The organism is Pseudomonas sp. IT-93MI4 (assembly GCF_949767635.1).
Classification (GTDB): Bacteria; Pseudomonadota; Gammaproteobacteria; order Pseudomonadales; family Pseudomonadaceae; genus Aquipseudomonas; species Aquipseudomonas putida_A.
The window spans coordinates 1-26,638 of record NZ_CATKPP010000001.1; the positions used below are offsets into that span (position 1 = coordinate 1).

At 61.0% G+C, this 26,638-nt stretch carries 20 protein-coding genes; 10 read left to right on the forward strand and 10 right to left on the reverse strand.

The window, feature by feature from the left end; all coding sequences use genetic code 11:
* Positions 1-1,827: DUF6531 domain-containing protein (locus tag ACM6I7_RS00005; RefSeq protein ID WP_414887718.1), on the reverse strand; the 1,827-nt coding region annotated here is incomplete at its 3' end.
* A gap of 246 nt (positions 1,828-2,073) precedes the next feature.
* Here ACM6I7_RS00005 and ACM6I7_RS00010 point away from each other — a divergent pair.
* Positions 2,074-2,769, forward strand: a complete 696-nt coding sequence (locus ACM6I7_RS00010) for an HAD-IA family hydrolase (protein WP_027613306.1) — start codon at positions 2,074-2,076, stop codon at positions 2,767-2,769.
* Between the two features lie 79 nt (positions 2,770-2,848).
* Here the strand turns inward: ACM6I7_RS00010 and ACM6I7_RS00015 are convergent, their stop codons facing one another.
* Complete coding sequence (locus ACM6I7_RS00015; RefSeq protein WP_027613305.1) at positions 2,849-3,595, reverse strand: 3-oxoacyl-ACP reductase family protein; 747 nt, start codon at positions 3,593-3,595, stop codon at positions 2,849-2,851.
* A 126-nt stretch (positions 3,596-3,721) separates the two neighbouring features.
* Here ACM6I7_RS00015 and ACM6I7_RS00020 point away from each other — a divergent pair, with 126 nt between their 5' ends.
* The gene (locus ACM6I7_RS00020) at positions 3,722-4,648 is read left to right on the forward strand and encodes a LysR family transcriptional regulator (protein ID WP_414887719.1); all 927 of its coding nucleotides are present in this window, start codon (positions 3,722-3,724) and stop codon (positions 4,646-4,648) included.
* 131 nt (positions 4,649-4,779) lie between these two features.
* Here the strand turns inward: ACM6I7_RS00020 and ACM6I7_RS00025 are convergent, their stop codons facing one another.
* The 3 genes from ACM6I7_RS00025 to ACM6I7_RS00035 all read right to left on the reverse strand — a co-directional run bounded on the left by ACM6I7_RS00025 (position 4,780) and on the right by ACM6I7_RS00035 (position 8,414).
* Positions 4,780-5,508: an aspartate/glutamate racemase family protein gene (locus tag ACM6I7_RS00025; protein ID WP_414887720.1), complete on the reverse strand. Its 729-nt coding sequence runs from the start codon at positions 5,506-5,508 to the stop codon at positions 4,780-4,782.
* A gap of 53 nt (positions 5,509-5,561) precedes the next feature.
* A complete protein-coding gene (locus ACM6I7_RS00030) occupies positions 5,562-7,100 on the reverse strand; it encodes an NCS1 family nucleobase:cation symporter-1 (RefSeq protein ID WP_183782132.1) in 1,539 nt (512 codons plus the stop codon).
* Positions 7,101-7,679: 579 nt separating this feature from the next.
* Positions 7,680-8,414 (reverse strand): phosphoadenylyl-sulfate reductase, encoded by a 735-nt coding sequence (locus tag ACM6I7_RS00035; RefSeq protein WP_003223260.1) that lies wholly within the window; start codon positions 8,412-8,414, stop codon positions 7,680-7,682.
* Between the two features lie 163 nt (positions 8,415-8,577).
* Here ACM6I7_RS00035 and thrH point away from each other — a divergent pair, with 163 nt between their 5' ends.
* Positions 8,578-9,195, forward strand: a complete 618-nt coding sequence (gene thrH, locus ACM6I7_RS00040; RefSeq protein ID WP_027613301.1) for a bifunctional phosphoserine phosphatase/homoserine phosphotransferase ThrH — start codon at positions 8,578-8,580, stop codon at positions 9,193-9,195.
* 110 nt (positions 9,196-9,305) lie between these two features.
* Here the strand turns inward: thrH and pabB are convergent, their stop codons facing one another.
* From pabB to ACM6I7_RS00060, 4 genes are all read right to left on the reverse strand, one after another.
* Positions 9,306-10,649 (reverse strand): aminodeoxychorismate synthase component I, encoded by a 1,344-nt coding sequence (gene pabB / locus ACM6I7_RS00045; protein WP_103369337.1) that lies wholly within the window; start codon positions 10,647-10,649, stop codon positions 9,306-9,308.
* Positions 10,650-10,864: 215 nt separating this feature from the next.
* Positions 10,865-11,851: an alpha-L-glutamate ligase-like protein gene (locus ACM6I7_RS00050; protein WP_103369338.1), complete on the reverse strand. Its 987-nt coding sequence runs from the start codon at positions 11,849-11,851 to the stop codon at positions 10,865-10,867.
* A complete protein-coding gene (locus ACM6I7_RS00055; RefSeq protein ID WP_007960894.1) occupies positions 11,851-13,386 on the reverse strand; it encodes an inactive transglutaminase family protein in 1,536 nt (511 codons plus the stop codon). The genes ACM6I7_RS00050 and ACM6I7_RS00055 overlap by 1 nt, the downstream gene beginning before the upstream one ends.
* A 5-nt stretch (positions 13,387-13,391) precedes the next feature.
* Complete coding sequence (locus tag ACM6I7_RS00060; protein ID WP_414887722.1) at positions 13,392-13,928, reverse strand: ATP-dependent zinc protease; 537 nt, start codon at positions 13,926-13,928, stop codon at positions 13,392-13,394.
* 404 nt (positions 13,929-14,332) lie between these two features.
* On the opposite strand from ACM6I7_RS00060, the gene ACM6I7_RS00065 reads away from it, so the two are divergent.
* The 6 genes from ACM6I7_RS00065 (at position 14,333) to prpD (ending at position 22,931) form a co-directional block, all read left to right on the forward strand.
* The gene (locus ACM6I7_RS00065; protein ID WP_169432611.1) at positions 14,333-15,055 is read left to right on the forward strand and encodes a GntR family transcriptional regulator; all 723 of its coding nucleotides are present in this window, start codon (positions 14,333-14,335) and stop codon (positions 15,053-15,055) included.
* Positions 15,052-15,945, forward strand: coding sequence for a methylisocitrate lyase (prpB, locus tag ACM6I7_RS00070; RefSeq protein WP_003223269.1), 894 nt, complete (start codon positions 15,052-15,054; stop codon positions 15,943-15,945). The genes ACM6I7_RS00065 and prpB overlap by 4 nt, the downstream gene beginning before the upstream one ends.
* 137 nt (positions 15,946-16,082) lie before the next feature.
* Positions 16,083-17,210 carry a 2-methylcitrate synthase gene (prpC, locus tag ACM6I7_RS00075; protein WP_027613297.1) on the forward strand — a complete coding sequence of 376 codons (1,128 nt, stop codon included), beginning with the start codon at positions 16,083-16,085 and terminating at the stop codon, positions 17,208-17,210.
* A 199-nt stretch (positions 17,211-17,409) separates the two neighbouring features.
* Entirely contained in the window at positions 17,410-20,004 is a 2,595-nt protein-coding gene (gene acnD, locus ACM6I7_RS00080; protein ID WP_183782168.1) for a Fe/S-dependent 2-methylisocitrate dehydratase AcnD, read from the forward strand.
* Between the two features lie 54 nt (positions 20,005-20,058).
* Positions 20,059-21,261, forward strand: coding sequence for a 2-methylaconitate cis-trans isomerase PrpF (prpF, locus tag ACM6I7_RS00085; protein ID WP_414887723.1), 1,203 nt, complete (start codon positions 20,059-20,061; stop codon positions 21,259-21,261).
* Positions 21,262-21,446: 185 nt separating this feature from the next.
* Complete coding sequence (gene prpD / locus ACM6I7_RS00090) at positions 21,447-22,931, forward strand: 2-methylcitrate dehydratase (RefSeq protein WP_414887724.1); 1,485 nt, start codon at positions 21,447-21,449, stop codon at positions 22,929-22,931.
* A 204-nt stretch (positions 22,932-23,135) separates the two neighbouring features.
* Here prpD and ACM6I7_RS00095 read toward each other — a convergent pair whose 3' ends face one another.
* On the reverse strand, positions 23,136-23,954 hold the full coding sequence (locus ACM6I7_RS00095; protein WP_007960912.1) for a pyruvate, water dikinase regulatory protein: 819 nt from the start codon (positions 23,952-23,954) through the stop codon (positions 23,136-23,138).
* Between the two features lie 174 nt (positions 23,955-24,128).
* Between ACM6I7_RS00095 and ppsA the strand changes: the two genes are divergently transcribed.
* Positions 24,129-26,504 carry a phosphoenolpyruvate synthase gene (ppsA, locus tag ACM6I7_RS00100; protein WP_096797095.1) on the forward strand — a complete coding sequence of 792 codons (2,376 nt, stop codon included), beginning with the start codon at positions 24,129-24,131 and terminating at the stop codon, positions 26,502-26,504.
* The last annotated feature ends 134 nt before the right edge of the window (positions 26,505-26,638 follow it).

Below are 26,638 nucleotides of genomic sequence, written 5' to 3' on the forward strand. Positions count from 1 at the left end.
GACCAGATGCGCCCGGTCATAGCGCAACAACAGCGAGCGGCCCGCGCCATTGTCGAGCCGGACAATCCGCTGCTGCTGATCGCGAGAAACGCTCAGCCGATTGCCATACGCATCACTGACCGCCACCAGCCGCCCGGCACGAAAGTGATAAAACCGCGCCGCATCCCCGGCCAGCGCGAGGATCAGTTCCTCCGGCTCATCGCCGAGAAAAATCGCCGCCCGCGACAGACTGTTGTGAATCGCCGGCCGCTCCACACTGGGCAACGGAAACCGCGTGCGGCGGTTCTCGTGATCGACCCAGATCACCGCCTCGCCATCGAACTCCAGCCGATGCGCCAGCGAGTGACTCCAGCCAAACCCCAGCCCGACATCGATCTCCACCGCGCTGGTGCGGTACAACCGGGTGAACTCGAACGGCAGCAGGCCATCGAGCGTGCCGTCGGTCAGGGTCAGCAATTCCTCGCCGGTAACCATCGACACCGGACAGCCGTTGGTGCAGGTCAGCGGTGCGCAATCGGCGCTGTCGCCGTTGGGGTTTTTAGCCTGGTTCGAAGCATCGTCGCGGGGGTCGTGACGCTCCATCCGGGTGGTGTTCCGCGACTTTTCCCGCGCCATCGGCGCCGGATTCGGCACACTCAGCACGACCGAGTCGGCCTGGCGAATGTTCAGAGGGATCGCTGGTGTCGGCTTCAAAGACACATTGCGTGCATTGACCATCAACGGCTTCAGCGCACCCGCATGCTTGTTCAGATCTGCAGGGGAAGTCAGCTCGCCCAGGCGCAACGCCGACGCTGCCAGCCATTGCCGCGCCCGGGGCGACTTGATCTTGCTCAGCACCTTGCTGCTCAGTCGCACGGGCACGCCAACGCCGCCGCAAACGCGCATCAGCAAAAAGCTGATCAACAACTCGACCCGGACTTCGGCCACCACTTCCGCCAGGTACTGCGGCGGCAGCATCTTCAACCAACTGGTGAAGGCTGCCAGATGGATAAACAGCAACGGCTCGTCACTGAGGATCAGCAAGCCATTGGCGATGGCCTCGCCGGAGGCGTCGAGCAGCGCTTGCAACTCGACATCGCTCAAGTACTGCAGGAGTTTTTCACTGTTGGCCTGCAGGTCGGCGAGCAGGGCAAACAGCTGTTTAACGTCATCCCAGATGTCGTGCAGGGCTTTCTCGAAACCGCGCCAGTCGGCCTGTTGCAACTGCTGGTAACGATCAGCCAAACCGGCGCCGGAAAACTCCGCCCATAGCGGCTGAAACCCGTCCCACTCCTGACGAAGCCAGACCTCCAGCCCGTCCAGAATCTCTTCATAGGAGGCGTACAGCGCTTGGATATGGGCGCTGGAAACATCAGGAAAGAAGGTGATGCGATAACGCTGGCCCCGGTCGCAGTCGCGCACTTCCAGAATGCCGCTCGGGCCGATGGTATGGCGCAGCGGTTCACCGAAACTCAATACCCCGTCGACTTCGCCGATCACCGGTTCCAGCATCACCGGGGTATTGCCGATCGGTACGAAGCGCACTGCCTCGAACAGGTGCACCAGAGTCAACGGGCCGCTGGCGGGGCACATGACCACCGAGGTCTGGATCGGCTGGCGGGATTTGACCGGAGCGCTGAGGTGCACGTCGTCGCCGACCTTGAACACCTGCTCGATATCCAGCGCGGTTCCCGTCCAGAACTGCTCGGCCCAGGCCTCGTAGTCGTTCAGGCACAGGCGGAACTCGCGGATCAGCGTTTCGAAGTCCGGGTGTTGCGGGTTCAGGGCGGCAACCACCAGCAGGCCGATGCTGTTGTTCAGGGCCAGGAGCCGATCGGTTTGGAACATTCGCAAGCACTCGCGCACATGAAAGAGGTGCGCGGACTTTGCGGGGGATCAACATGGAAAGAAGTCGGGAAAGTAGGCGTTATCTGTAGGGCATTTCGCTAAATATCAGCGAGTCTTTCCACCGCCCGTAAACATTGCCCGTTGCTCAATGTCCGCTGGCCTCGCTATGCTGCTGAACCCATTAATCAGATCCGCGTAGCGGCGCCGGCTGGGCCGCCCGGGATGTTTTTGATAACGGATCCGATGATGAATGCACCGATGAAGACGTTTGGCCCGATCAAGGCCGTGATTTTCGACATGGACGGTTTGCTGCTGGACACCGAAGGTATCTACACCGAGGTCACCTCGCTCATTGCCGAGCGTTACGGGCGGACCTTCGACTGGAGTGTTAAACAGAACATCATCGGTCGTGGCGCCAATGACCTGGCGAACTACGTGGTGCAGGCGCTGGATCTGCCGATCAGCGCCGAAGAGTTTCTGCTGATCCGCGAGCCGCTGATGCGTGAACGCTTTCCCAAGGCCCAGGCGATGCCCGGCGCGGAGGAGCTGATTCGCCACCTCAAGGCGCACAACATTCCGATCGCCGTGGGCACCAGTTCGTCGCGGCAGTCGTTCGGCCAGAAAACCACCTTGCACCGCGACTGGTTTGCCCTGTTCGATTTCATCGTCACCGCCGACGACCCCGAAGTTGGCGCAGCAAAACCGGCGCCGGACATCTTTCTCACCGCCGCCCGGCGTCTGGGTGTAGCGCCTGAAGACTGTCTGGTGTTCGAGGATTCGCCGTTTGGCGTCACCGCCGCGAAAGCGGCGGGAATGACTGCCATTGCGATTCCCGACGCGGCCATGGCCGATGAAAAATACGCGCATGCCGACGGGATTCTGCGCACGCTCAAGGCGTTCACCCCGAGTGCCTGCGGTTTGCCGGCGCTGGAGTGGGCTTGATCTGCCGATAAGCGCCGATAAAAAAACGCCGCCCTCTGCAAAGAGGTGCGGCGTTTTTTGTATCCGGGATTCAGCGCAATCAGGCGCCAAAACCACCGTCGATGGTCAGGCTGGCACCGGTGATGTAACCGGCTTCCGGGCCGACCAGATAAGCGACGAAACCGGCGATTTCATCAGCAGTGCCGTAACGGCCCACCGCCATCAGCGGGATCAGGCTCTCGGCGAAATCGCCATGGGCCGGGTTCATGTCAGTGTCGACCGGGCCGGGTTGCACGTTGTTGATGGTGATGCCGCGCGGGCCGAGATCACGGGCCAGGCCTTTGGTCAGGCCGACCAGCGCCGATTTGCTCATCGCGTACACCCCGCCACCGCCAAAGGGCATGCGGTCGGCGTTGGTGCTGCCGATGTTGACGATGCGCGAGCCTTCGCCCATGTGTTTAGCGGCTTCCTGAGACGCGATGAACACGCTGCGTACGTTGATCGCCAGGGTCTGGTCGAAGTCTTCCAGTTTGAAGTCTTCCAGCGGCGCGATGGCCAGGACGCCGGCGTTGTTCACCAGAATATCCAGGCGGCCAAAGGCTTCGACGGTGGCGCTGACAGCATTGCGGATTGCGGCTTCATCGGCGCTGTCGGCCTTGATCGCCAAGGCTTTGCCGCCGCTGGCGGTGATGCTGTTCTGCAACTCTTCGGCCTTGGCGGTGGAGCTGACGTAGGTGAATGCGACAGCGGCGCCTTCGGCGGCCAGGCGTTTGACGATGGCGGCGCCGATACCACGAGAACCGCCTTGAATCAGAGCGACTTTGCCGCTGAGGTGTTGAGTGGTCATGTTCGATCTCCAGAAAATTCAAGGCGGGGTGCCTTGTTGTTGGAGCCGAGTATCGGCCTCGCATCGACAACCGTGTAGACCATGATTGCTATAGTCTGTGTAAACCAGAAGTTTATAGTGGCGATCATGGAAACTTTCAGCAGTATCGAATGCTTCGTGCGCAGCGCCGAAGTCGGCAGCTTTGCCGAGGCCGCCCGGCGCTTGAGCCTGACCCCGGCCGCCGTCGGCAAGAGTGTGGCGAAGCTCGAGGTGCGGCTCGGTGTACGGCTGTTCCAGCGTAGTACACGCAGCCTGACCCTGACCGAGGCCGGCCAGCTGTTTTTGAGTCAGGTCAGTGGCAGTCTGACGACGATTCAGAATGCGGTGGCCAATCTGGCGAGTGTGGAGGGGCTGCCGGCGGGGACGTTGAAAGTCAGCATGGGCACGGTATTCGGACGTTTGTACATCGTGCCATTGCTGAAAGAGTTTTTACGTCGGTTTCCGGCGATCAACCCTGACTGGCATTTTGATAACCGTCAGGTCGATTTGATAGGGCAGGGTTTCGATGCGGCGATTGGCGGGGGCTTTGAATTGCCCCAAGGCGTGGTCGCACGCAAGTTGACACCCGCACATCGCGTGTTGGTGGCGTCTGCTGACTATCTGCAAAAGCACGAAGCGATTGCCGAACCTGATGACCTGCAACGTCACGATGGCATCCTGATTCGTTCGCCGCAGACCGGTCGAGTGCGCTCCTGGCAGTTGATCAGTGGCCGCAGTCAGCTCTGTCAGCCCTTGACCCTCAAGACGCGAATGACCATGAGCGACTCCGAAGCCGCCTGCGCTACGGCAGCACAAGGGCTGGGCATCGCGCTGGTCAGCATGCCGTTTGCCGTGGGTTATCTCGAGGCGGGCACATTGCAACGCGTGCTGCCGGACTGGTACATCGATGACGGCAACATTTCGATCTACTATGCCGAGCATAAATTGTTGCCGGGCAAGACTCGGGCGTTTGTCGATTTTGTGATTGAGCAGTTTGCCGAGCGGGGGTTGGCTCGGCGGTTCAGTGCTGTCTGAGTTTGGCTTTTGACCGAGTTGCGGCCATCGCGAGCAGGCTCACTCCTACAGGAACAGTGTTGTGCCCGAAATCTGTGGGCAACACCGATCACTGTAGGAGCGAGCCTGCTCGCGAAGAGCGATAACCCGGTCTACCGGGCAAACCGCTCCGCCCAGCCAATGATCTGCTTTGGCCGTGGCGTCGCGTAAGTCCGCACTTTGGACGTCGACAACCCCAGCCGCACCAGCGATTCGGCGATGGTCACCGCCGCCGTCACGCCATCCACCACCGGCACGCCGGTGCGGCGGCGGATCTGCTCATCCAGTCCGGCCATGCCGCCGCAACCCAGGCAAATCACCTCGGCCTTGTCCTGAGTCACCGCCAGTTCAGCTTGTTGCACGATGGCTTCCAGCGCGCGCTGTGGTTCGTGTTCCAGCTCCAGCACCGCCAGGCCGCTGGCCCGCACCGATGCACAGCGATCCCACAGGCCCGAGAGTTTCAGCCGGTCCTCGATCAGCGGCACGGTGCGATCCAGCGTGGTCACCACCGAATAGGCGTGACCGAGAAACATCGCGGTACTGGCGGCGGCGTCGGTGATGTCCACCACCGGCACGTTGAGCAGTTCCTGCAAACCTTCGCGACCATGCTCGCCGTAACCGGCCTGAATCACCGCGTCGAACGGTTCATCGTAGGACATCACCCGGTCCATCACGGCGATGGCCGCCAGGTAACTTTCGAAATTGCCTTCCACCGAGTCGGCGCCGAAGAACGGTGTCAGGCCGACGATCTCCGTACCGGGAGACGCGACGGCCTGCGCCGAGCGGGCGATGGCCTGGGTGATGGATTCGGTGGTGTTGACGTTGACCACAAGAATACGCATGGGAAGTCCTTATTGCGGGCAGTTCAGCGGCCCAAATCCGGGCCGCGAGGAAGTTAATGGCTGACGTTGTCGACGGCGATCGATTCGCCGCTGATGTCGGCGTAGTGCGGCTGACGTTTGGCGATGATCAGGTAGAGCATCGCGGCAATGCCGGCGCCCACCAGCCAGGAGAACGGCGAGATGCTGTGGAAGCCCGGCACCAGCGCCAGGACGATGGCGATCAACGCTGCCGGAATGAACGCCGCCACCGCGCGGAAATTCACTCCACGGCTGTAGTAATAGGCGCCGTTGGGGTCTTCGCTGTACAACTGCGGGACGTTGATCCGGCCTCTGCGGATCAGCCAGTAGTCGACCATGATCACCCCGTACAGCGGGCCGAGCAGGGCGCCGAGGCCGGAGAGGAAGTACACGATCACCAGCGGGCTGTTGTAGAGGTTCCACGGCAGGATCAGCACGGCGATGGTCGCGCTGATCAGCCCGGCGCGGCGGAAGGTCAGGTACTTCGGCGCCAGGTTGCTGAGGACGAAGGCCGGGGCGACGAAGTTGGCCATGATGTTCACCGCCACGGTGACGATTAGGAACGCCAGGCAACCGAGCACCAGAAAGAACGTATTGGGAATCGAGGCGATGATTTCGGTCGGGCTTTCGATGATCCGTCCGTTGATCTGAAATTGCGCACCGCAGAGCAGGACGGTGATAGCGGCGAACACCAGAATGTTCACCGGCAGGCCCCAGAAATTGCCGACCTTGATGGTCTTGCGGCACGGCGAAGAACGGGCGAAGTCGCAGAAATTCAGGATCAGCGTGCCGTAGATCGCCAGCCACAAGGCGCCGCCGGCAAAGATGTTGCGCCACATTTCGCCACCGCTCAGCGGTTCGCGGATCGACCAGGCAATCGTGGCGTTGGCCTGGGTGTACATCCACGCGGCGAGGGCGGCGACGGTCAGCAGAATCACCGGGCCGGCAAACGCTTCGTAACGGCGAACCATTTCCATGCCGTAGGCGAGAATCGCCAGTTGCACGAACCAGATCGCCACGAAACACACCCAGCCCAGCGTCGATAGGCCGAGGATCGAGTTGTGGTCGTAATCGGCGAAGCCAGGATGAATCGCCGTCAGCAGCACACGAAATACCACCGACGCCAGATACGTCTGAATGCCGAACCAGGCGATGGCGATCACCGCGCGAATCAACGCCGGAATCTGTGCGCCGTGGATGCCGAAACTGATCCGGCTGATCACCGGAAACGGCACCCCGGTTTTCTGCCCCATGTAGCCGGACAGGTTCATGAAGAAGTACACCAGCGCCGCGCCGATCCCCAGCGACAGCAGAATCTGCCAGCCCCCCAGGCCCAACGCATACAGCCCGATGGCGAACGAGTAATTGGCGATGTTGTGCACATCGTTGGTCCACAGGGCGAAGATGCTGTATTTGCCCCAGCGCCGACCTTCGGCCCGGGTCGGTGCCAGGTCGCTGTTGTGCAGGCGTGGGCTCAGTTGTAACGGTTCGGCCAGACCCGCGTTGGGCAATGGCTGGTCGAGGGCAGAGGCGGGCAGATTCAGCGCGATGTTGTTGGAGAGACTTGTACGCATTCCGGCAGGCTCCTGATGGGCGGGGCCGCGATGACTGTGCATGAGCTCAGGGCTCGACAAATCTTCGTCGCGGCCAGCAGACATCACTGGTTACGGGGCATCTGCAGCCTGTACGGGATAGGGCGCTTCAGGCTTGCGGATCGAAAGTGTGGATTGATGTTTTGCAGTTTTGTATACAAAACATGTATGCACCAAAGCCAGATCTGTGCCAGTCAGCGATCTATGCAGCGCTGTGCTCATTTCGAAAAGTTATCGATGAGCGCTAAGTGTTTGAAAATAATTGGTTATAAATTGACCGATTGAACAGGTATTTATTTTTTGCGAGGGATTTTGCGAAAGTGGCGGAGCGCAGGAGAATTCAGCAGGGATGTAACTTTTCAGGGCGTGAAAGCAAAAATTGCACACATAAATGGCACCGATGGTGACATTCGTGTGTACACATTTTTAAGGTGGCGCAATTGAAAAATGTGGGAGCGAGCCTGCTCGCGAATGCGTTGGATCAGTCAACGAAGATGTCGACTGAGACTACGCATTCGCGAGCAGGCTCGCTCCCACAGAGGATGTCACTGGAATTGGAAATCAGGCCTTGCTGATGATATTCCCCGCATGCAGCCCGCACTCTTTCTGCGTCGCTTCTTCCCACCACCAGCGGCCTTCGCGCTCGTGCTGGTTCGGCAGCACCGGGCGGGTGCACGGTTCGCAGCCGATGCTGATGAAGCCGCGTTCATGCAGGCTGTTGTACGGCAGTTCGAGCATGCGGATGTAACCCCAGATCTCTTCGCTGGTCATCTGTGCCAGCGGGTTGAACTTGTACAGGGTGCGTTCGGGCGTGGAGAAGGCGGTGTCGATCTCCAGCACCGCCACGGCGCTGCGGGTGCCCGGGCTCTGGTCGCGGCGCTGGCCGGTGGCCCAGGCTTTGACGCCGGACAGTTTGCGGCGCAGCGGTTCGATCTTGCGGATGCCGCAGCATTCGCCATGGCCGTCCTTGTAGAAACTGAACAGGCCTTTTTCCTTCACGAACGGTTCCAGCTTCGTGTAGTCCGGCGACACCAGTTCGATATCGATCTTGTAGTGCTCGCGCACCTGATCGATGAAGCGATAGGTTTCCGGGTGCAGGCGGCCGGTGTCGAGGCTGAACACCTTGACGTTCTTGTTCAGCTTCCAGGCCATGTCCACCAGCACCACATCCTCGGCACCACTGAAAGATATCCACAGCTCGTCACCGAACTCGGCGAACGCGAGTTTCAGGATGTCCTGGGCGGATTTGTTGGCATAGGTCGTGGCGAGTTCCACGACATCGAACGTTGGGCTCATCAGGGCGGCTTCCTACAGGTCGGTGGCGCTGGGCGCTCTATATGGCGGCGATGGTAACAAAAAGCGGCGGGATAGGGGGCGCCCGCTGCGTTGCGCGGTCGCGGGGGAGTCGCTAGAGTTCGGGCTCGCTCGACTCAATAATCACTACAAACGGGAGTGTCTTGTGGAAATTGCTTGCCTGGATCTTGAAGGGGTACTGGTGCCGGAAATCTGGATCGCCTTCGCCGAAAAAACCGGAATCGAATCCCTCAAGGCCACCACCCGGGACATTTCCGATTACGACATGCTGATGAAGCAGCGTCTGCGCATCCTCGACGAGCACGGCCTGAAGCTCTCGGACATCCAGGAAGTAATCGCCACCCTCAAGCCGCTGGACGGCGCGGTGGAGTTCGTCGACTGGCTGCGCGAGCGCTTTCAGGTGGTGATTCTCTCGGACACCTTCTACGAATTTTCCCAGCCGCTGATGCGGCAACTGGGCTTTCCGACCTTGCTCTGCCACCGCCTGATCACGGACGACAGCGGGCGGGTGACCGGCTATCAATTGCGTCAGAAAGATCCCAAGCGTCAGTCGGTGCTGGCGTTCAAGAGCCTGTACTACCGGGTGATTGCGGCGGGGGATTCGTATAACGACACGAGCATGCTGGGTGAGGCGGATGCGGGGATTCTGTTCCATGCGCCGGACAACGTGATTCGCGAGTTCCCGCAGTTTCCGGCGGTGCATACGTTTGTCGAGTTGAAGCAGGAATTCCTCAAAGCCTCTAACAGAGCGTTGAGTTTGTAGTCGTCTGGAAGGACGCTTTCGCGAGCAGGCTCGCTCCCACAGGGAAATGCATTCCTAATGTGGGAGCGAACCTGCTCGCGAAGCTTTCAAGCTTTCAAGCTTTTAAGCTTTTAAAGGTTTTGCAGGGTTTCGAGGAGGATTCTGACCTTGGTAATCGACTCCTGATACTCCGCCTGCCAGTCCGAATCGGCCACGATCCCGCCGCCACCCCAGCAACACACTTGCCCATCCTTGACCAACAGACTGCGAATCGCGATGGAGCTGTCCATCTCGCCGCGTACGTCCAGGTACAGTAACGAACCGCAATACAAACCGCGCCGGGTCGGTTCCAGTTCATCGATGATCTGCATCGCACGGATCTTCGGTGCGCCGGTGATCGAGCCGCCGGGGAAACTGCCGGCAATCAGATCCAGCGCATCGCGATCCTCGGCCAGTTCGCCGGTCACGCTGCTGACCAGGTGATGCACGTTGGGATAGCTTTCCAGGCTGAACAGCTCCGGCACCCGCACCGAACCAATCCGGCAGGTGCGGCCGAGGTCGTTGCGCAGCAGGTCGACGATCATCAGGTTTTCTGCGCGATCCTTGGGGCTGGCCAGCAGTTCGGCGGCGTTGGCGGCGTCTTCGGCAGGCGTCAGGCCGCGAGGGCGGGTGCCTTTGATCGGGCGGGTTTCCACCTGACGCTGGCTGACTTTTACGAAGCGCTCCGGCGACAGGCTCAGCACCGCGTCACCGTCGGGCAGGCTCTGGAAACCGGAAAACGGCGTCGGGCAGGCCTCGCGCAACGCGCAATAGGCCAGCCACGGATCGCCCTGACAGGTCGCGCGGAAACGCTGGGCGAAGTTGACCTGATAGCAGTCGCCGGCCTGGATGTATTGATGAATGCGTTCCAGCGCCTGGCGATAGTCATCGGCCGACAGATCGGCGGTCATCGGCGTGTCCAGCTTGAATGGGGTCAGCGGCGCCGAGGTCGGTTGGCTGAATAGCGTGATCAGCCGTTGCCGCTCGCTGTCGGCCAGCGACGGGTGAAACACCAATTGACTGGTGGCGGTCTGGTGATCACTGATCAGCGCCCAGTCGTACAGACCGAACCGCGCGTCGGGCAATTGCAGATCGTCCTTGGCCTGGCTCGGCAGATTCTCGAGATGTCGGCCGAAGTCGTAGCTCAGATAGCCGATCAGGCCGCCAGCGAAGGGCAGGTCATATTCGCCAGGCAGCTGCGCTTCGCCCAGGCGGGTCAGGTTATTGCGCAGGCGTTGCAGGAAAACGCTGCCGCTTTCGTCGGGCAACACCGCCAGTTGTTCCAGCGGCCAGGCGCTGAGCAGGTCATAACGGCCACGGTCAGCACTCGGCCGACCGCTGTCGAGCAGCACGGCGCCGGGCGCATGGCGGATGGCCGCGAAGTAATCGGCGGGGTTGGCGCGGTAGGGCAGCGGGTGTACGGAACAGGTCAACATGGGCGGGGCAGATCAGCCATCGAGGCGGGGTGGGGATTGTAGTCCTCTGCGGGAGTTGCTCCTAGAGGGGATGTCGGGGATGAGCAGATTGGGGGCAGGGTTGAGTCTTGTAGTGGCGGTAAGTCCGCTATCGCGAGCAGGCTCACTCCTACAATTTGGAATGCGTTCCCCTGTAGGAGTGAGCCTGCTCGCGATAGCCGCGCCTCAGTGCTGGATCAGCCCTCGACCGCCGGAATATGCCCAAACATCTCCTGAGTAAACGCCACCCGTTCCTCGACCGACTCCGTCACCCCGCGTGCCTTCAGCTCTTCCAGATGCGCCTCGACCGCATGCGTACGCAGGGTCAGCCCGCAATCGTTGGCAATCTGGATATTCAGCCCCGGCCGCGCGTTCAGCTCGAGAATCAGCGGGCCTTTCTCCTGGTCGAGCACCATGTCCACACCGATGTAACCCAGGCCGCACAGCTCGTAGCAGCCGGCGGCGAGCTTCATGAAACCGTCCCAGTAGGGCAGTTGCACGCCGTCCACCGCGTTGGTGGTGTCGGGGTGTTTGGTGATGATGTTGTTCAGCCAGGTACCGCGCAGGGTCAGGCCGGTGGCGAGGTCGACACCGACGCCGATGGCGCCCTGGTGCAGGTTGGCCTTGCCGCCGGACTGACGGGTCGGCAAACGCAGCATGGCCATCACCGGATAGCCCATCAGCACGATGATGCGGATGTCCGGCACGCCTTCGTAGCTGATGCTCTTGAAGATCTGGTCCGGGGTCACCCGGTATTCGATCAGCGCGCGGTCGCGGTGGCCGCCCAGCGAATACAGGCCGGTAAGAATGCTCGAGATGTGATGTTCGAGTTCTTCATGGGCAAGGATCTTGCCCGAGACCGTGCGATAGCGGCCCTCGAAGCGGTCGGCGATGACGATGATGCCGTCACCGCCAGCGCCCTGGGCTGGCTTGATCACGAAGTCGTTGCGCCCGCCGATGATCTCGTCGAGCTTGTCGATTTCCTTCTCCGTGGAGATCACGCCGTACAGTTCCGGCACATGAATGCCGGCCTCGATCGCGCGCTCCTTGGTGATGATCTTGTCATCGACGATCGGGTACAGGCTGCGCTTGTTGTACTTGAGCACGTAGTCGGCGTTACGCCGATTGATGCCCATGATGCCCCGCGCCTCCAGCGCCTTCCAGGTCTTCCAGAAACCGAACATCAGGCGTCAGCCTTTTTCAGGAAAGCCTTGAAGCGCACCAGTTCGGTCAGGCGGTAGCCGCGATAGCGACCCATCGCCAGCATGAAGCCGACCAGAATCAGCAGGATCGCCGGGAAGGTGAACACGAAGTACACCAGCTCCGGCACGGTCATGATCAGGTGTGCCAGCGAGGCGGCGAACAGGGTGCCGATCGCCACTTTCATGGCATGGCTGGCGCCGCGTTCTTCCCAGGTGATCGACAGGCGTTCGATGGTCATGGTCAGAATCACCATCGGGAACAGCGCCACCGACAGACCACGCTCCAGACCAAGCTTGTGGCTGAACAGGCTGATGGCGGCAATCAGCACAACCACGAAGGTCAACACCACCGACAGGCGCGGCAGCATCTGCAGCTTCAAATGTTCCAGATACGAACGTAATGACAGGCCCAGCGCGGTGATCACGGTAAACAGCAGGATGCCGAAGCCCAGTTGCGTTTCGCGGAAGGCCAGGGCGATCAGTACCGGGGTAAAGGTACCAAGGGTCTGCAGGCCGATCAGGTTGCGCAGGATCAGGATCACCAGCACGCCGATCGGGATCATCACCATGATCATGAACGTCTGCTGGGTCTGCAGCGGCAGGCCGTACAGCGAGTATTCGAGGAAGTTGGCGTCGGTGTTTTCGTCGGTCAGCTTGGCCAGACGAATCGCGTTCATCTCGCTGTTGTTCAGGCTGAAGGTCACGTTGGCTTTCTTCGCGCCCTCGATGGTGATCAGGTTTTCATCACCGGTCCACCACAGCAGGCGGTCGGTCGGCAGGCCTTGCTCGCCGGTTTCCGGGTTGAAGTACAGCCAGTCGTTGCCGTTGAAACTGCGCAGCCACAGTTCCGGGGTTTGCGGCTGATCGGCGACGAGGCGGATGGTGTGGACTTTTTCCACCGGCACGTGAGCGATCGACAGCAGCAGTTCGACGATCTTCGCCTTGTGCGGTGTCGACGGGTCGCCTGCCAGCAGCAGTTTGACGTTGTCATCGTTGGCGTTGTTGACGCGTTTGATGGCTTCGCCGATGAAGGTTTCGACGTCGGCCGAGTGCTGGCGGATCGGCGCGAGCAAGGCTTCGGCGGCGATTTTTTCCGGGCCTTCGATGGCGATGCTGTCGCGGAAGGTCGGGCCTTTGATCTTGGATTTTTCCGCGGTGTAGCGCTTGGTCAGCACCAGACGGTAATAAAGGGTCTGGTTGCCCTTGGCCCGGCGCGCCGACCAGGTGACCTTGCGGTTGCCGTCGACGCGGTTGACTGCCACGCCGTAGTTATTGGAGATAAAGCTTTCGTTGAGGCTGACGTAATCGCGGCTCAGCGGTGGCACGAACATCTGGACCTTCACCGGGTCCTTGGTGCTGGCGACGAACTCGACTTTGGCGTCGATGTTCCACAAGTCGTCGGTGGCATCTTCGGTCACCGGGATGCCGAGCACGAAAATCTGATAGGCCGTAACCGAAACGCCCAGGAGCACCAGAATGGTGATCAGGATTTTCAGGTGGAAGGTTAGAGAACGCATGGAAATTACTCGGCGGTATGAGCGGCGATGGTGCAGGCAGGTTTGCCGGCAGCGTATTTAAGACTGGGGTCGACCAGCGCGTCGAAGCGTTTCAAGGCTTCGGAGCCGATCAAAAGCGGATATTGGAACGCACTTCGGTCGGTCAGGTTCACTTCGATGCTGCGCAACGCCGTGCCCATGCAGATATCCAGCTGGATCACCGGGCGCGCGGTGTACTTTTTACCTTCTTCCGGGTCGTAGTCGCCGGCGCGGCGCTTGATCTTGCTGACCCGGGCCAGCGGCCGCTCGATCGGGTGCGAATGCGCCGCGTCGATCGCCAGGTAGAAACGCACCCAGGACTCGCCGTTGCGTTTGAAGCGTTTGATGTCGCGGGCACTCAGTGAGGCGGTCTTGGCGCCAGTGTCGAGTTTGGCCGCGACTTGCAGATTGATGCCGTCAAGCGATGCGTATTCGTTGAGGCCGTACACGGTTTTTTCCCCCGCCGCGGCGAGGCCGGGCAGGCAAAACAGCGCAAAAAATGTGGGGAAGGGCTTGAGTCTCATAAATCCTGGTGCGCAGCGTTCCGTTTTCGGTTCAGGTTCCTGGCAATACTGCGCAAGCTCCTTCGTGTGCCTATCAGCTTTTTATGACAAGCCGTACAAATGGCCAGCAAATGCGGGCGGCATTCTAGCACGGTGGTTTTATGGCGCCAGCGCTCGCGCCGGTCTATACCCCTTGGGTAATCCTGTGGGAGCGAGCCTGCTCGCGAAGGCGGTGCTTCATCCAGGCAGATGCTGGCTGACACTACGCTTTCGCGAGCAGGCTCGCTCCCACAGGGATTAAGTGATCAGCGGGAGATTGCCTAGGGCTATTAGACGATTGTCGACAATATCCATTTATCCTTTGACTGATGCCGGCTAATTGGCTAGTTTTTGCCGCATTGGATTTTAAGGTGTCGACAATCATGCTGGATCAACTCGATCCCCCGGTCATCAGCGGCGACGATTCCGAGACGCTCTCGGAAAACGTCTTCCGGCGCATCCAGGCGGCCATCGTCAAAGGCGAGATCGCCCCAGGCAGCAAGATCTCCGAACCCGAGCTGGCGCGCACCTACGGCATCAGTCGCGGGCCGCTGCGCGAGGCCATCCATCGGCTCGAAGGCCAGCGTCTGCTGGTGCGCGTACCGCATGTCGGCGCGCGGGTGGTGTCGCTCAGCCACGCCGAATTGCTCGAACTCTACGAAATCCGCGAATCCCTTGAAGGCATGGCCTGTCGGCTGGCGGCCGAACGCATGAGCGTCGAAGAAATCGACGAACTGCGCCGGGTGCTGGAAACCCACGAGCGCGACGCGGCGTTCCAGGCCGGGGTCGGCTATTACCAGCAGGAAGGCGATTTCGACTTTCACTACCGGATCATCCAGGGCAGCGGCAACCGCACGCTGACGCAAATGCTTTGCGGCGAGCTCTATCAACTGGTGCGCATGTACCGCATCCAGTTTTCCACCACGCCCAACCGCCCGCGTCAGGCCTTCGCCGAACACCACCGGATTCTCGATGCCATCGCCGACCGTGACGGCGAACTCGCGGAATTGTTGATGCGCCGCCACATCGGCGCCTCGAAACGCAACATCGCCCGTCATTACCAGGACGGCGCCGACAATAAGACAGCCACTGAACGAGGTGAGTCATGAGTTCCAAGCAGAACACTCCAGGCCAGCGTTTCCGCGATGCGGTCGCCAGCGAGCACCCATTGCAGGTGGTCGGCGCGATCAACGCCAACCACGCGCTGCTGGCCAAGCGCGCCGGTTTCAAGGCGATCTACCTGTCCGGTGGCGGGGTGGCCGCAGGCTCGCTCGGCGTGCCGGACCTGGGCATCACCGGCCTGGATGATGTGCTGACCGACGTGCGGCGCATTACCGACGTCTGCGACTTGCCGCTGCTGGTGGACGTCGACACCGGTTTCGGCGCCTCGGCGTTCAACGTGGCGCGCACCGTGAAGTCGATGATCAAGTTCGGCGCGGCGGCGATTCACATCGAAGACCAGGTTGGCGCCAAGCGCTGCGGCCACCGTCCGAACAAGGAAATCGTCACCCAGCAGGAAATGGTCGACCGCATCAAGGCAGCGGTCGATGCCCGTACCGATGACAGCTTCGTGATCATGGCGCGCACCGATGCGCTGGCGGTGGAAGGTCTGGAGTCGGCACTGGATCGCGCCGCCGCGTGCATCGAGGCCGGCGCCGACATGATCTTCCCGGAAGCCATCACCGAACTGGAGATGTACAAGCTGTTCGCCAACCGGGTGAAGGCGCCGATCCTCGCCAACATCACCGAGTTTGGCTCGACGCCGCTGTACACCACCGAGCAACTGGCTGGCGCCGATGTGTCGCTGGTGCTGTACCCGCTGTCGGCGTTCCGCGCGATGAACAAGGCAGCGGAAAATGTCTACACCGCGATCCGCCGCGACGGCACCCAGCAGAATGTCATCGACACCATGCAGACGCGCATGGAGCTTTACGATCGTATCGACTATCACACCTTCGAGCAGAAGCTCGATGCGTTGTTTGCACAAAAGAAAGGCTGAACAAGATCCCCTGTGGGAGCGAGCCTGCTCGCGAAAGCGGTGAGTCAGGCAATAACAAAGTGACTGACACGACGCTTTCGCGAGCAGGCTCGCTCCCACACGTTTCCCCTACAAATTCAAGAAGATTGGAGACAGCAATGGCCGAAGCAAAAGTACTCAGTGGCGCCGGGCTCCGGGGCCAGGTTGCCGGGCAAACCGCATTGTCCACCGTGGGCCAGGCCGGTGCCGGGCTGACCTATCGCGGCTACGACGTGCGTGAACTGGCAGCCGACGCGCAGTTCGAAGAAGTGGCTTACCTGCTGCTGTACGGCGAACTGCCGACCCGTGCACAACTCGATGCCTACCAGCAAAAGCTGAGCAAGCTGCGCGACCTGCCGCAAGCACTGAAAGAAGTGCTGGAGCGCATCCCCGCCGACGCCCACCCGATGGACGTGATGCGCACCGGTTGCTCGTTCCTCGGCAACCTCGAGCCGGAGAAAGACTTCTCCGAACAGCGCGACAAGACTGACCGTCTGCTCGCCGCATTCCCGGCGATAATGTGCTACTGGTATCGCTTCAGTCACGACGGCAAACGCATCAACTGCGTTAGCGACGAGCCGACTATCGGCGGCCACTTCCTGCACTTGTTGCACGACAAGAAGCCGAGCGAACTGCACGTCAAAGTGATGAACGTGTCGCTGATCCTTTACGCCGAGCACGAATTCAACGCCTCGACGTTTACCGCTCGCGTTTGCGCATCGACCCTGTCCGACCTGTATTCCTGCGTCACGGCGGCTATCGGTTCGCTGCGTGGCCCGCTGCATGGCGGCGCCAACGAGGCGGCAATGGAAATGATCGAGCGCTTCTCGTCGCCGGAAGAGGCGATCAAAGGCACCCTCGGCATGCTCGAGCGCAAGGACAAGATCATGGGCTTCGGCCACGCGATCTATAAGGACAGCGATCCGCGTAACGAGGTGATCAAGGGCTGGTCGAAAAAACTCGCCGACGAAGTCGGTGACAAGGTGCTGTTCCCGGTCTCCGAAGCCATCGACAAGACCATGTGGGAGCAGAAAAAACTGTTCCCCAACGCCGACTTCTACCATGCCTCGGCGTACCACTTCATGGGCATCCCGACCAAGCTGTTCACGCCGATCTTCGTTTGCTCGCGCCTGACCGGCTGGGCCGCGCACGTGTTCGAACAGCGCGCCAACAACCGCATCATCCGTCCAAGCGCCGAGTACATCGGCGTCGAACAGCGCAAGTTCGTGCCAATCGAACGTCGCTGAATGGTGGGCTGACCCGGAACCAGAGAACACCGCTAGACCCTGTGGGAGCGAGCCTGCTCGCGAAGACGGACTGACATTCACCATGGATGTCGACTGATCTACCGCTTTCGCGAGCAGGCTCGCTCCCACAGTGGATGGTGTGTAACTCAGGTTTGTGTCAGCCACCCTTTGAAACTACCGTGACCCGAGTCCTGACCCGATGAACACAGAATTCCGCAAAAACCTGCCCGGCAGTTCCCTGGATTATTTCGACGTCCGCGCGGCGGTCGAAGCGATTCAGCCCGGCAGCTACGACACCTTGCCGTACACCTCCCGCGTGCTGGCGGAAAACCTCGTGCGTCGCTGCGATCCGGCCACGCTCACCGATTCCCTGAAACAACTGATCGAACGCAAACGCGACCTCGACTTCCCGTGGTTCCCGGCGCGTGTGGTGTGCCACGACATTCTCGGCCAGACCGCACTGGTCGACCTCGCCGGCCTGCGTGACGCGATCGCCCTGCAGGGCGGTGACCCGGCGCAGGTCAACCCAGTGGTGCCGACGCAACTGATCGTCGACCACTCGCTGGCGGTGGAAGCGGGCGGTTTCGACAAGCAGGCGTTCGAGAAGAACCGTGCCATCGAAGACCGGCGCAACGAAGACCGTTTCCACTTCATCAACTGGACCAAAAAGGCCTTCAAAAACGTCGACGTGATCCCGCCGGGCAACGGCATCATGCACCAGATCAACCTGGAGAAAATGTCCCCGGTGATTCAGGTGCGCGACGGCGTGGCGTTCCCCGACACCTGCGTCGGCACCGACAGCCACACCCCGCACGTCGATGCGCTGGGCGTGATCGCCATCGGCGTCGGTGGCCTCGAAGCCGAGAGCGTGATGCTCGGCCGCGCCTCGTGGATGCGCCTGCCGGAGAGCGTCGGCGTCGAACTGACCGGCAAGCTGCAACCCGGCATCACCGCCACCGACATGGTGCTGGCGCTGACCGAATACCTGCGCAAACAGAAAGTCGTCGGCGCCTGGCTGGAGTTCTTCGGCGAAGGCGCGTCCGCGCTGACCCTCGGCGACCGCGCGACCATCTCCAACATGGCCCCGGAATACGGTGCCACCGCAGCGATGTTTTACATCGACCAGCAGACCATCGACTACCTGAAACTCACTGGCCGCGAAGACCAGCAAGTGCAGCTCGTCGAGCAGTACGCCAGGCTCAACGGCCTGTGGGCCGACAGCCTGAAAGGCGCGCAATACGAGCGTGGCCTGACCTTCGATCTGTCGTCGGTGGTGCGCAACATGGCCGGCCCGAGCAATCCGCACGCCCGTGTGGCGGTAGCGGATCTGGCGGCCAAAGGCATCTCCGGGCAGTGGGATGACGTGCCGGGGCAAATGCCCGACGGCGCGGTGATCATCGCTGCCATCACCAGCTGCACCAACACCAGCAACCCGCGCAACGTGATCGCCGCCGGTCTGCTGGCGCGCAACGCCAACAAGCTCGGCCTGACCCGCAAGCCGTGGGTCAAATCCTCGCTGGCACCGGGGTCGAAAACCGTGGCGCTGTATCTCGATGAGGCGGGGCTGACCACGGAGCTGGAGCAACTCGGTTTCGGCGTCGTCGCGTTTGCCTGCACCACTTGCAACGGCATGTCCGGCGCACTCGATCCGGTGATTCAACAAGAGATCATTGACCGCGATCTGTATGCGACGGCCGTGCTCTCCGGCAACCGCAACTTCGACGGCCGCATTCACCCGTACGCCAAACAGGCGTTCCTCGCGTCGCCGCCGCTGGTGGTCGCGTACGCCATCGCCGGAACCATCCGTTTCGACATCGAGAAAGATGTGCTGGGCGTGGTCGACGGCAAGGAAATCCGCCTGAAAGACATCTGGCCGAGCGACGAAGAAATCGACGCCGTGGTGAAGTCGTCGGTCAAGCCGGAGCAGTTCCGTCAGGTCTACATTCCGATGTTCGCCGTCCACGAAGACACCGGCCCGAAAGTCACGCCCCTGTACGACTGGCGCGAGATGAGTACCTACATCCGCCGTCCGCCGTATTGGGAAGGCGCGCTGGCCGGCGCGCGGCCGCTGAAGGGCATGCGCCCGCTGGCAGTGCTGCCGGACAACATCACCACCGATCACCTGTCGCCCTCCAACGCGATCATGCTCGACAGCGCCGCCGGCGAATACCTGGCGAAAATGGGCCTGCCGGAAGAGGACTTCAACTCGTACGCCACGCACCGTGGCGACCACTTGACCGCGCAGCGTGCAACCTTCGCCAACCCTAAACTGTTCAACGAAATGGTTCAGGAAAACGGCAAGGTCAAACAGGGCTCGCTGGCGCGGGTCGAGCCGGAAGGCCAGGTGATGCGCATGTGGGAAGCCATCGAAACCTACATGGAGCGCAAGCAGCCGCTGATCATCATCGCCGGTGCCGACTACGGTCAGGGTTCGTCCCGCGACTGGGCGGCGAAGGGCGTGCGTCTGGCAGGTGTCGAGGCGATCGTCGCCGAAGGTTTCGAGCGCATCCACCGCACCAACCTGGTGGGCATGGGCGTGTTGCCGCTGGAGTTCAAACCGGGCACCGACCGCCACACCTTGGCCATCGACGGCAGCGAAACCTACGACGTGATCGGCGCCCGCACCCCGCGCGCCGACCTGACGCTGGTGATCCATCGCAAGTCCGGCGAGCGTGTTGAGGTGCCGGTGACCTGCCGTCTGGATACCGCTGAAGAAGTGTCGATCTACGAGGCCGGCGGCGTGTTGCAGCGCTTTGCCCAGGACTTCCTCGAAGAGTCGGCGGTTGCCGTTTAAATCACGTAGTGCGAGCGCGGGTCGGTTGACCCGCGTTTGCGGATAAGGAGCACCATGGCTCACGCAGCTCATTTCGCACCGCAGATCAAAATCCCCGCCACCTACATGCGCGGCGGTACCAGCAAAGGCGTGTTCTTCAGCCTCAAGGATCTGCCCGAAGCCGCGCAGATTCCCGGCCCGGCCCGCGATGCCTTGCTGCTGCGGGTGATCGGCAGCCCCGACCCGTACGACAAGCAGATCGACGGCATGGGTGGTGCTACGTCGAGCACCAGCAAAACCGTGATCCTGTCGAAAAGCATCAAGGCTGATCACGACGTCGATTACCTGTTCGGTCAGGTCTCCATCGACAAGCCGTTCGTGGACTGGAGCGGCAACTGTGGCAACCTCTCGGCAGCGGTCGGTTCGTTCGCCATCAGCAACGGTCTGGTGGAGGCCAGCCGCATTCCGCACAACGGTGTGGCGGTGGTGCGCGTGTGGCAGGCCAACATCGGCAAAACCATCATCGCCCACGTGCCGATCAGCAACGGCGAAGTGCAGGAAACCGGTGATTTCGAGCTCGACGGCGTGACCTTTCCGGCCGCCGAAGTGCAGGTCGAGTTCATGGACCCGGCGGCGGAAGAAGAGGGTGGCGGCGGTTCGATGTTCCCCACCGGCAACCTGATCGATCAGCTTGAGGTGCCGGGTGTCGGCACGTTCCAGGCGACCATGATCAACGCCGGGATCCCGACGATTTTCGTCAACGCCGCAGACATCGGCTACACCGGCACCGAACTGCAAAGCGCGATCAACAGCGACCCGAAAGCCCTGCAGATGTTCGAAACCATCCGCGCCTACGGTGCATTGCGCATGGGCCTGATTTCCAGTCTGGATGAAGCGGCCAAGCGACAGCACACGCCGAAAGTCGCGTTTGTCGCCAAGCCTGCGGATTACATCGCGTCCAGCGGCAAGGCGATTGCCGCCGCTGATATCGATCTGCTGGTGCGTGCGTTGTCGATGGGCAAGTTGCACCACGCGATGATGGGTACTGCCGCCGTGGCCATCGGCACCGCTGCAGCGATCACCGGCACCCTGGTGAACCTCGCCGCCGGTGGCGTTGAACGCACGGCAGTGCGCTTCGGCCATCCGTCCGGGACCTTGCGTGTCGGAGCCGAGGCCAGTCTGGAAAACGGTGAGTGGGTGGTGAAAAAAGCCATCATGAGCCGCAGTGCCCGCGTCCTCATGGAAGGCTACGTACGCATCCCAGGCGACTCCTTCTGACACTACACCGAACAAAACTGTGGGAGCGGGCTTGCTCGCGAAGGCGGCGCACCAGGCAAAAATGATGTCGACTGACACCACGCCTTCGCGAGCAAGCCCGCTCCCACAGGGAATTGCATTTCAAATATAAGAAATCAGCCTGAACCGAGGTCCCATCAACGAACCACTGCCAGAGTGAATCGAACATGAGCGCCAACGTCGACCAGAACAATCGCCCCGACTACGACCGTGTCCTGCAGGACATCGCCGATTACGTCCTCACCTACAAAATCGAATCTGCCGAAGCACTCAACACCGCCCGCAACTGCCTGATGGATACCCTCGGCTGTGGCCTGCTGGCGTTGCGTTTTCCCGAATGCACCAAGCACCTTGGCCCCATCGTCGAGGGCACCGTCGTGCCGTTCGGGGCGCGGGTGCCGGGCACTTCCTATCGCCTCGACCCGGTGAAAGCCGCGTGGGACATCGGCTGCATCGTGCGTTGGCTCGACTACAACGACACCTGGCTCGCCGCCGAGTGGGGGCATCCGTCGGACAACCTCGGCGGAATTCTCGCGGTGGCCGATCACCTGTCGCAAAAACGCGTTGCCAATGGTGAGAAGCCGCTGACGATTCGCGATGTACTTGAAGCGATGATCATGGCCCACGAGATCCAAGGCGTGATCGCTCTGGAAAACTCGTTCAACCGCGTCGGCCTAGATCACGTGCTGCTGGTGAAAGTCGCTTCGACCGCCGTCACCGCCAAACTGATGGGGGCCAATCGCGAGCAGCTGCTGTCGGCGTTGTCCCATGCCTTCGCCGATGGTCAGGCGCTGCGCACCTATCGCCATGCGCCGAACGCCGGGTCGCGCAAATCCTGGGCGGCGGGGGATGCGACCAGTCGCGGTGTGCGTCTGGCCGACATCGCCCTGCGTGGCGAGATGGGCATTCCCGGAGTGTTGACGGCCAGACAGTGGGGCTTCTATGACGTGTCGTTCAGCCACACCAACAACGATCTGGCGCTCAAGCCCGAAGGCAAACGCGCCTTCAGTTTCGCGCGGCCCTACGGCAGTTACGTGATGGAAAACGTGCTGTTCAAGATCAGCTTCCCCGCCGAGTTCCACGCGCAGACGGCCTGCGAAGCGGCGGTGACCTTGCATCCGCTGGTGCGCAACCGCTTGCATGAAATCGACCGCATCGTCATCACCACCCACGAGTCGGCGATTCGCATCATTTCCAAAGTCGGACCGCTTGCCAATGCGGCGGACCGCGACCACTGCATTCAGTACATGACCGCCGTGCCGCTGGCATTCGGCAATCTGCTGGCCGAACAGTACGAGGACGACTTCCACGCTGCGCACCCGATCATCGATGTGCTGCGCGAGAAAATGGTCATCGTCGAAGACCCGCGTTTCACCCGTGAGTATCTGGAGGCCGACAAGCGCTCGATTGCCAACGCGGTGCAGGTGTTTTTCAAGGACGGTTCCAGCACCGAGAACGTGGAAGTCGAATACCCGATCGGCCACCGTCGCCGCCGCGCCGATGGCATTCCGTTGCTGGAGGACAAGTTCAGGGCGAATCTGCTGACACGATTCACCGGGCAGCGCAGTAACGAGATCTTCGCGTTGTGCAAGGATCAGGCGAAGCTTGAAGCGACCCCCGTGAATCGTTTCATCGACCTGTTTGTGATCTGACAACGCGAGAATTGAAGACCCATTGCGGGCGTGAGCCTGCTCACGCTAGCGGTGTGTCAGGCAACATCAATGCTGGATGTGCCGCCGCCTTCGCGGGCAAGCCCGCTCCCACAAGGTTTTGTGCCTGGCACAACATGCACCAACACTCTGAAACCCTGTGGGAGCGAGCTTGCTCGCGAAGGCGCCAAAGCAGACGCCGCCAATCTATTTGAAACGCCGCTCCACACCTTTCTCCACCAGAATCTTCGCCGAAATCTCTTCCACCGAAAAATGCGTGGAGTTGATGTGCGGGATGTTCTCGCGGCGGAACAGGTTTTCCACTTCGCGCACTTCGAATTCGCACTGGGCGTAGCTCGAATAGCGGCTGTTGGGCTTGCGCTCGTTGCGGATCGCGGTGAGGCGGTCGGGGTCGATGGTCAGGCCGAACAGCTTGTGCTGATGGGCGCGCAGGGCGGTCGGCAGGGTCAGACGCTCCATGTCGTCTTCGGTCAGCGGATAGTTGGCCGCGCGGATACCGAATTGCATTGCCATGTACAGACACGTCGGCGTCTTACCACAACGCGACACGCCCACTAGTATCAGGTCGGCCTTGTCGTAATAGTGGGTGCGCGCGCCGTCGTCGTTGTCGAGGGCGAAGTTCACCGCCTCGATGCGCTCCATGTAATTGGAGTTATGCCCGATCGAGTGCGATTTGCCGACGGTGTAGGAAGAATGCTCGGTCAGTTCCTGTTCGAGCGGGGCGAGGAAGGTCGAGAAAATGTCGATCATGAAACCATTGGAGGTTGCGAGAATCTCACGAATGTCCTGATTGACGATGGTGTCGAAGATGATCGGACGGAAGCCGTCGGTTTCAGCGGCTTTGTTGATTTGTTGTACCATGGCCCGCGCTTTGTCCGCGTTGTCGATATACGGCCGCGTGAGCTTGGTGAAGGTAATGTTTTCGAACTGCGCCAGAAGGCTTTGACCCAGGGTTTCGGCGGTAATGCCGGTGCCATCGGAGATAAAGAAAGCAGATCGTTTCATTTGCACCTTGGGCCTTAAGCTAAAGAGTATTTCTGGATATGATAGGCGCGATTTGCCGGCCGCCATTGGCCCGCATTCTCACTTATTTTCCAGGTCCAGGCCATACAGCCGGCCAACGCTCCCCCGAGCCGCCGGTTTCTGAGCTTTTCCAACACAGTTAGTGGAGAGATCACCTTGGTAGAGTACGTAGTTTCCCTCGATAAGCTCGGCAAACACGATGTTGAGCATGTGGGGGGCAAGAACGCATCCCTGGGCGAGATGATCAGCAACCTGGCGGGTGCCGGTGTGTCGGTCCCCGGCGGCTTTGCCACCACCGCGCAGGCCTATCGCGACTTTCTCGAACTGAGCGGCCTCAACGACCAGATCCACAAGGCTCTCGACGCCCTGGACGTCGATGACGTCAATGCACTGGCCAAGACCGGTGCGCAGATCCGTCAATGGATCATGGACGCCGAATTCCCTGAAAAACTCAATACCGAGATCCGCACCGCGTTCGCCGCGCTGTCGGCCGGCAACCCTGACGTGGCCGTGGCCGTGCGTTCTTCCGCCACCGCCGAAGACTTGCCGGATGCTTCGTTCGCCGGCCAGCAGGAAACCTTCCTGAACATCCGTGGCGTGGAAAACGTTATCCGCGCCGCCAAAGAGGTGTTCGCTTCGCTGTTCAACGACCGGGCGATTTCCTACCGCGTGCACCAGGGCTTCGACCACAAACTGGTCGCCCTGTCGGCTGGCGTGCAGCGTATGGTGCGTTCGGAAACCGGTACCGCTGGCGTGATGTTCACCCTCGATACCGAATCCGGTTTCCGTGACGTGGTGTTCATCACCGGCGCCTACGGTCTGGGCGAAACCGTTGTTCAAGGCGCGGTCAACCCCGACGAATTCTATGTGCACAAAGGCACCCTGGAAGCCGGTCGCCCGGCGATCCTGCGCCGCAACCTGGGCAGCAAAGCGATCAAGATGATCTACGGCGACGAGGCCAAGGCCGGTCGTTCGGTGAAGACCGTCGATGTCGACAAGGCCGAACGCGCGCGTTTCTGCCTGACCGACGCCGAAGTCAGCGAGCTGGCCAAGCAGGCGATGATCATCGAGAAGCACTACGGCTGCCCGATGGACATCGAGTGGGCCAAAGACGGTGACGACGGCAAGCTGTACATCGTGCAGGCCCGTCCGGAAACCGTGAAAAGCCGCACCCAGGCCAACGTCATGGAACGTTACCTGTTGAAAGAAACCGGCACCGTGCTGGTGGAAGGTCGTGCCATCGGCCAGCGCATCGGCGCCGGCAAAGTGCGGATCATCAAGGACGTCTCGGAAATGGACAAAGTCCAGGCCGGTGACGTGCTGGTCTCCGACATGACCGACCCGGACTGGGAGCCGGTGATGAAACGCGCCAGCGCCATCGTCACCAACCGTGGCGGCCGTACCTGCCACGCGGCGATCATCGCCCGTGAACTGGGGATTCCAGCGGTCGTGGGTTGCGGCAACGCCACCCAACTGTTGAAAGATGGTCAGGGTGTGACCGTGTCCTGCGCCGAAGGCGACACCGGTTACATCTTCGAAGGCGAGCTGGGCTTCGACGTCAAGAAGAACTCCGTCGACGCCATGCCGGAGTTGCCGTTCAAGATCATGATGAACGTCGGCAACCCGGACCGCGCCTTCGATTTCGCGCAGCTGCCGAACGCCGGTGTCGGCCTGGCCCGTCTGGAATTCATCATCAACCGCATGATCGGCGTACACCCGAAAGCGCTGTTGAACTACGACGGCCTGCCGCAGGAAATCAAGGACAGCGTCGACAAGCGCATCGCCGGCTACAACGATCCGGTCGGTTTCTACGTCGAAAAACTGGTGGAAGGCATCAGCACCCTCGCGGCAGCGTTCTGGCCGAAGAAGGTCATCGTGCGTCTGTCGGACTTCAAGTCCAACGAATACGCGAACCTGATCGGCGGCAAGTTGTACGAGCCGGAAGAAGAAAACCCGATGCTCGGCTTCCGTGGCGCTTCACGTTACATCAGCGAATCGTTCCGTGACTGCTTCGAACTCGAATGCCGCGCGTTGAAACGCGTGCGCAACGAGATGGGCCTGACCAACGTCGAAATCATGGTGCCGTTCGTCCGTACCCTCGGCGAAGCCAGTCAGGTAGTCGATCTGCTCGCCGAAAACGGCCTGGCCCGTGGCGACAACGGCCTGCGCGTGATCATGATGTGCGAACTGCCATCCAACGCGATCCTGGCTGAAGAATTCCTCGAATTCTTCGACGGTTTCTCGATCGGTTCCAACGACCTGACTCAGCTGACCCTGGGCCTGGACCGTGACTCCGGGATCATCGCGCACCTGTTCGACGAGCGTAATCCGGCGGTCAAGAAGCTGTTGGCCAACGCGATTGCCGCGTGCAACAAGGCCGGCAAATACATCGGCATCTGCGGTCAGGGCCCTTCGGACCACCCGGATCTGGCCAAATGGCTGATGGAGCAGGGCATCGAAAGCGTGTCGCTGAACCCGGACTCCGTGCTGGAAACCTGGTTCTTCCTCGCCGAAGGCCAGGCCCAGGCTTGATCCATATGTGAACGGCCATCCTCCCCTGTGGGAGCGGGCTTGCTCGCGAAGACGGAATAAGATCCGCCACAAATGTTGGCTGATACACCGCTTTCGCGAGCAAGCCCGCTCCCACAAAGGTTGGGGGCTTTGAG

What these genes read in the sequence shown, in the direction of transcription:
- ACM6I7_RS00015 (WP_027613305.1), bottom strand. Translation starts at nt 3,595, where the DNA reads ATGACCACTCAACACCTCAGCGGCAAAGTCGCTCTGATTCAAGGCGGT.
- ACM6I7_RS00025 (WP_414887720.1), bottom strand. Translation starts at nt 5,508, where the DNA reads ATGCGTATTCTTGTGGTCAACGTCAACACCACCGAATCCATCACCCAG.
- prpB (WP_003223269.1), top strand. Translation starts at nt 15,052, where the DNA reads ATGAGTTCCAAGCAGAACACTCCAGGCCAGCGTTTCCGCGATGCGGTC.
- pabB (WP_103369337.1), bottom strand. Translation starts at nt 10,649, where the DNA reads ATGTTGACCTGTTCCGTACACCCGCTGCCCTACCGCGCCAACCCCGCC.
- acnD (WP_183782168.1), top strand. Translation starts at nt 17,410, where the DNA reads ATGAACACAGAATTCCGCAAAAACCTGCCCGGCAGTTCCCTGGATTAT.
- ACM6I7_RS00035 (WP_003223260.1), bottom strand. Translation starts at nt 8,414, where the DNA reads ATGAGCCCAACGTTCGATGTCGTGGAACTCGCCACGACCTATGCCAAC.
- prpC (WP_027613297.1), top strand. Translation starts at nt 16,083, where the DNA reads ATGGCCGAAGCAAAAGTACTCAGTGGCGCCGGGCTCCGGGGCCAGGTT.
- ACM6I7_RS00030 (WP_183782132.1), bottom strand. Translation starts at nt 7,100, where the DNA reads ATGCGTACAAGTCTCTCCAACAACATCGCGCTGAATCTGCCCGCCTCT.
- ACM6I7_RS00050 (WP_103369338.1), bottom strand. Translation starts at nt 11,851, where the DNA reads ATGTTCGGTTTCTGGAAGACCTGGAAGGCGCTGGAGGCGCGGGGCATC.
- prpD (WP_414887724.1), top strand. Translation starts at nt 21,447, where the DNA reads ATGAGCGCCAACGTCGACCAGAACAATCGCCCCGACTACGACCGTGTC.
- ACM6I7_RS00095 (WP_007960912.1), bottom strand. Translation starts at nt 23,954, where the DNA reads ATGAAACGATCTGCTTTCTTTATCTCCGATGGCACCGGCATTACCGCC.
- ACM6I7_RS00010 (WP_027613306.1), top strand. Translation starts at nt 2,074, where the DNA reads ATGAATGCACCGATGAAGACGTTTGGCCCGATCAAGGCCGTGATTTTC.
- ACM6I7_RS00060 (WP_414887722.1), bottom strand. Translation starts at nt 13,928, where the DNA reads ATGAGACTCAAGCCCTTCCCCACATTTTTTGCGCTGTTTTGCCTGCCC.
- ACM6I7_RS00055 (WP_007960894.1), bottom strand. Translation starts at nt 13,386, where the DNA reads ATGCGTTCTCTAACCTTCCACCTGAAAATCCTGATCACCATTCTGGTG.
- ACM6I7_RS00020 (WP_414887719.1), top strand. Translation starts at nt 3,722, where the DNA reads ATGGAAACTTTCAGCAGTATCGAATGCTTCGTGCGCAGCGCCGAAGTC.
- prpF (WP_414887723.1), top strand. Translation starts at nt 20,059, where the DNA reads ATGGCTCACGCAGCTCATTTCGCACCGCAGATCAAAATCCCCGCCACC.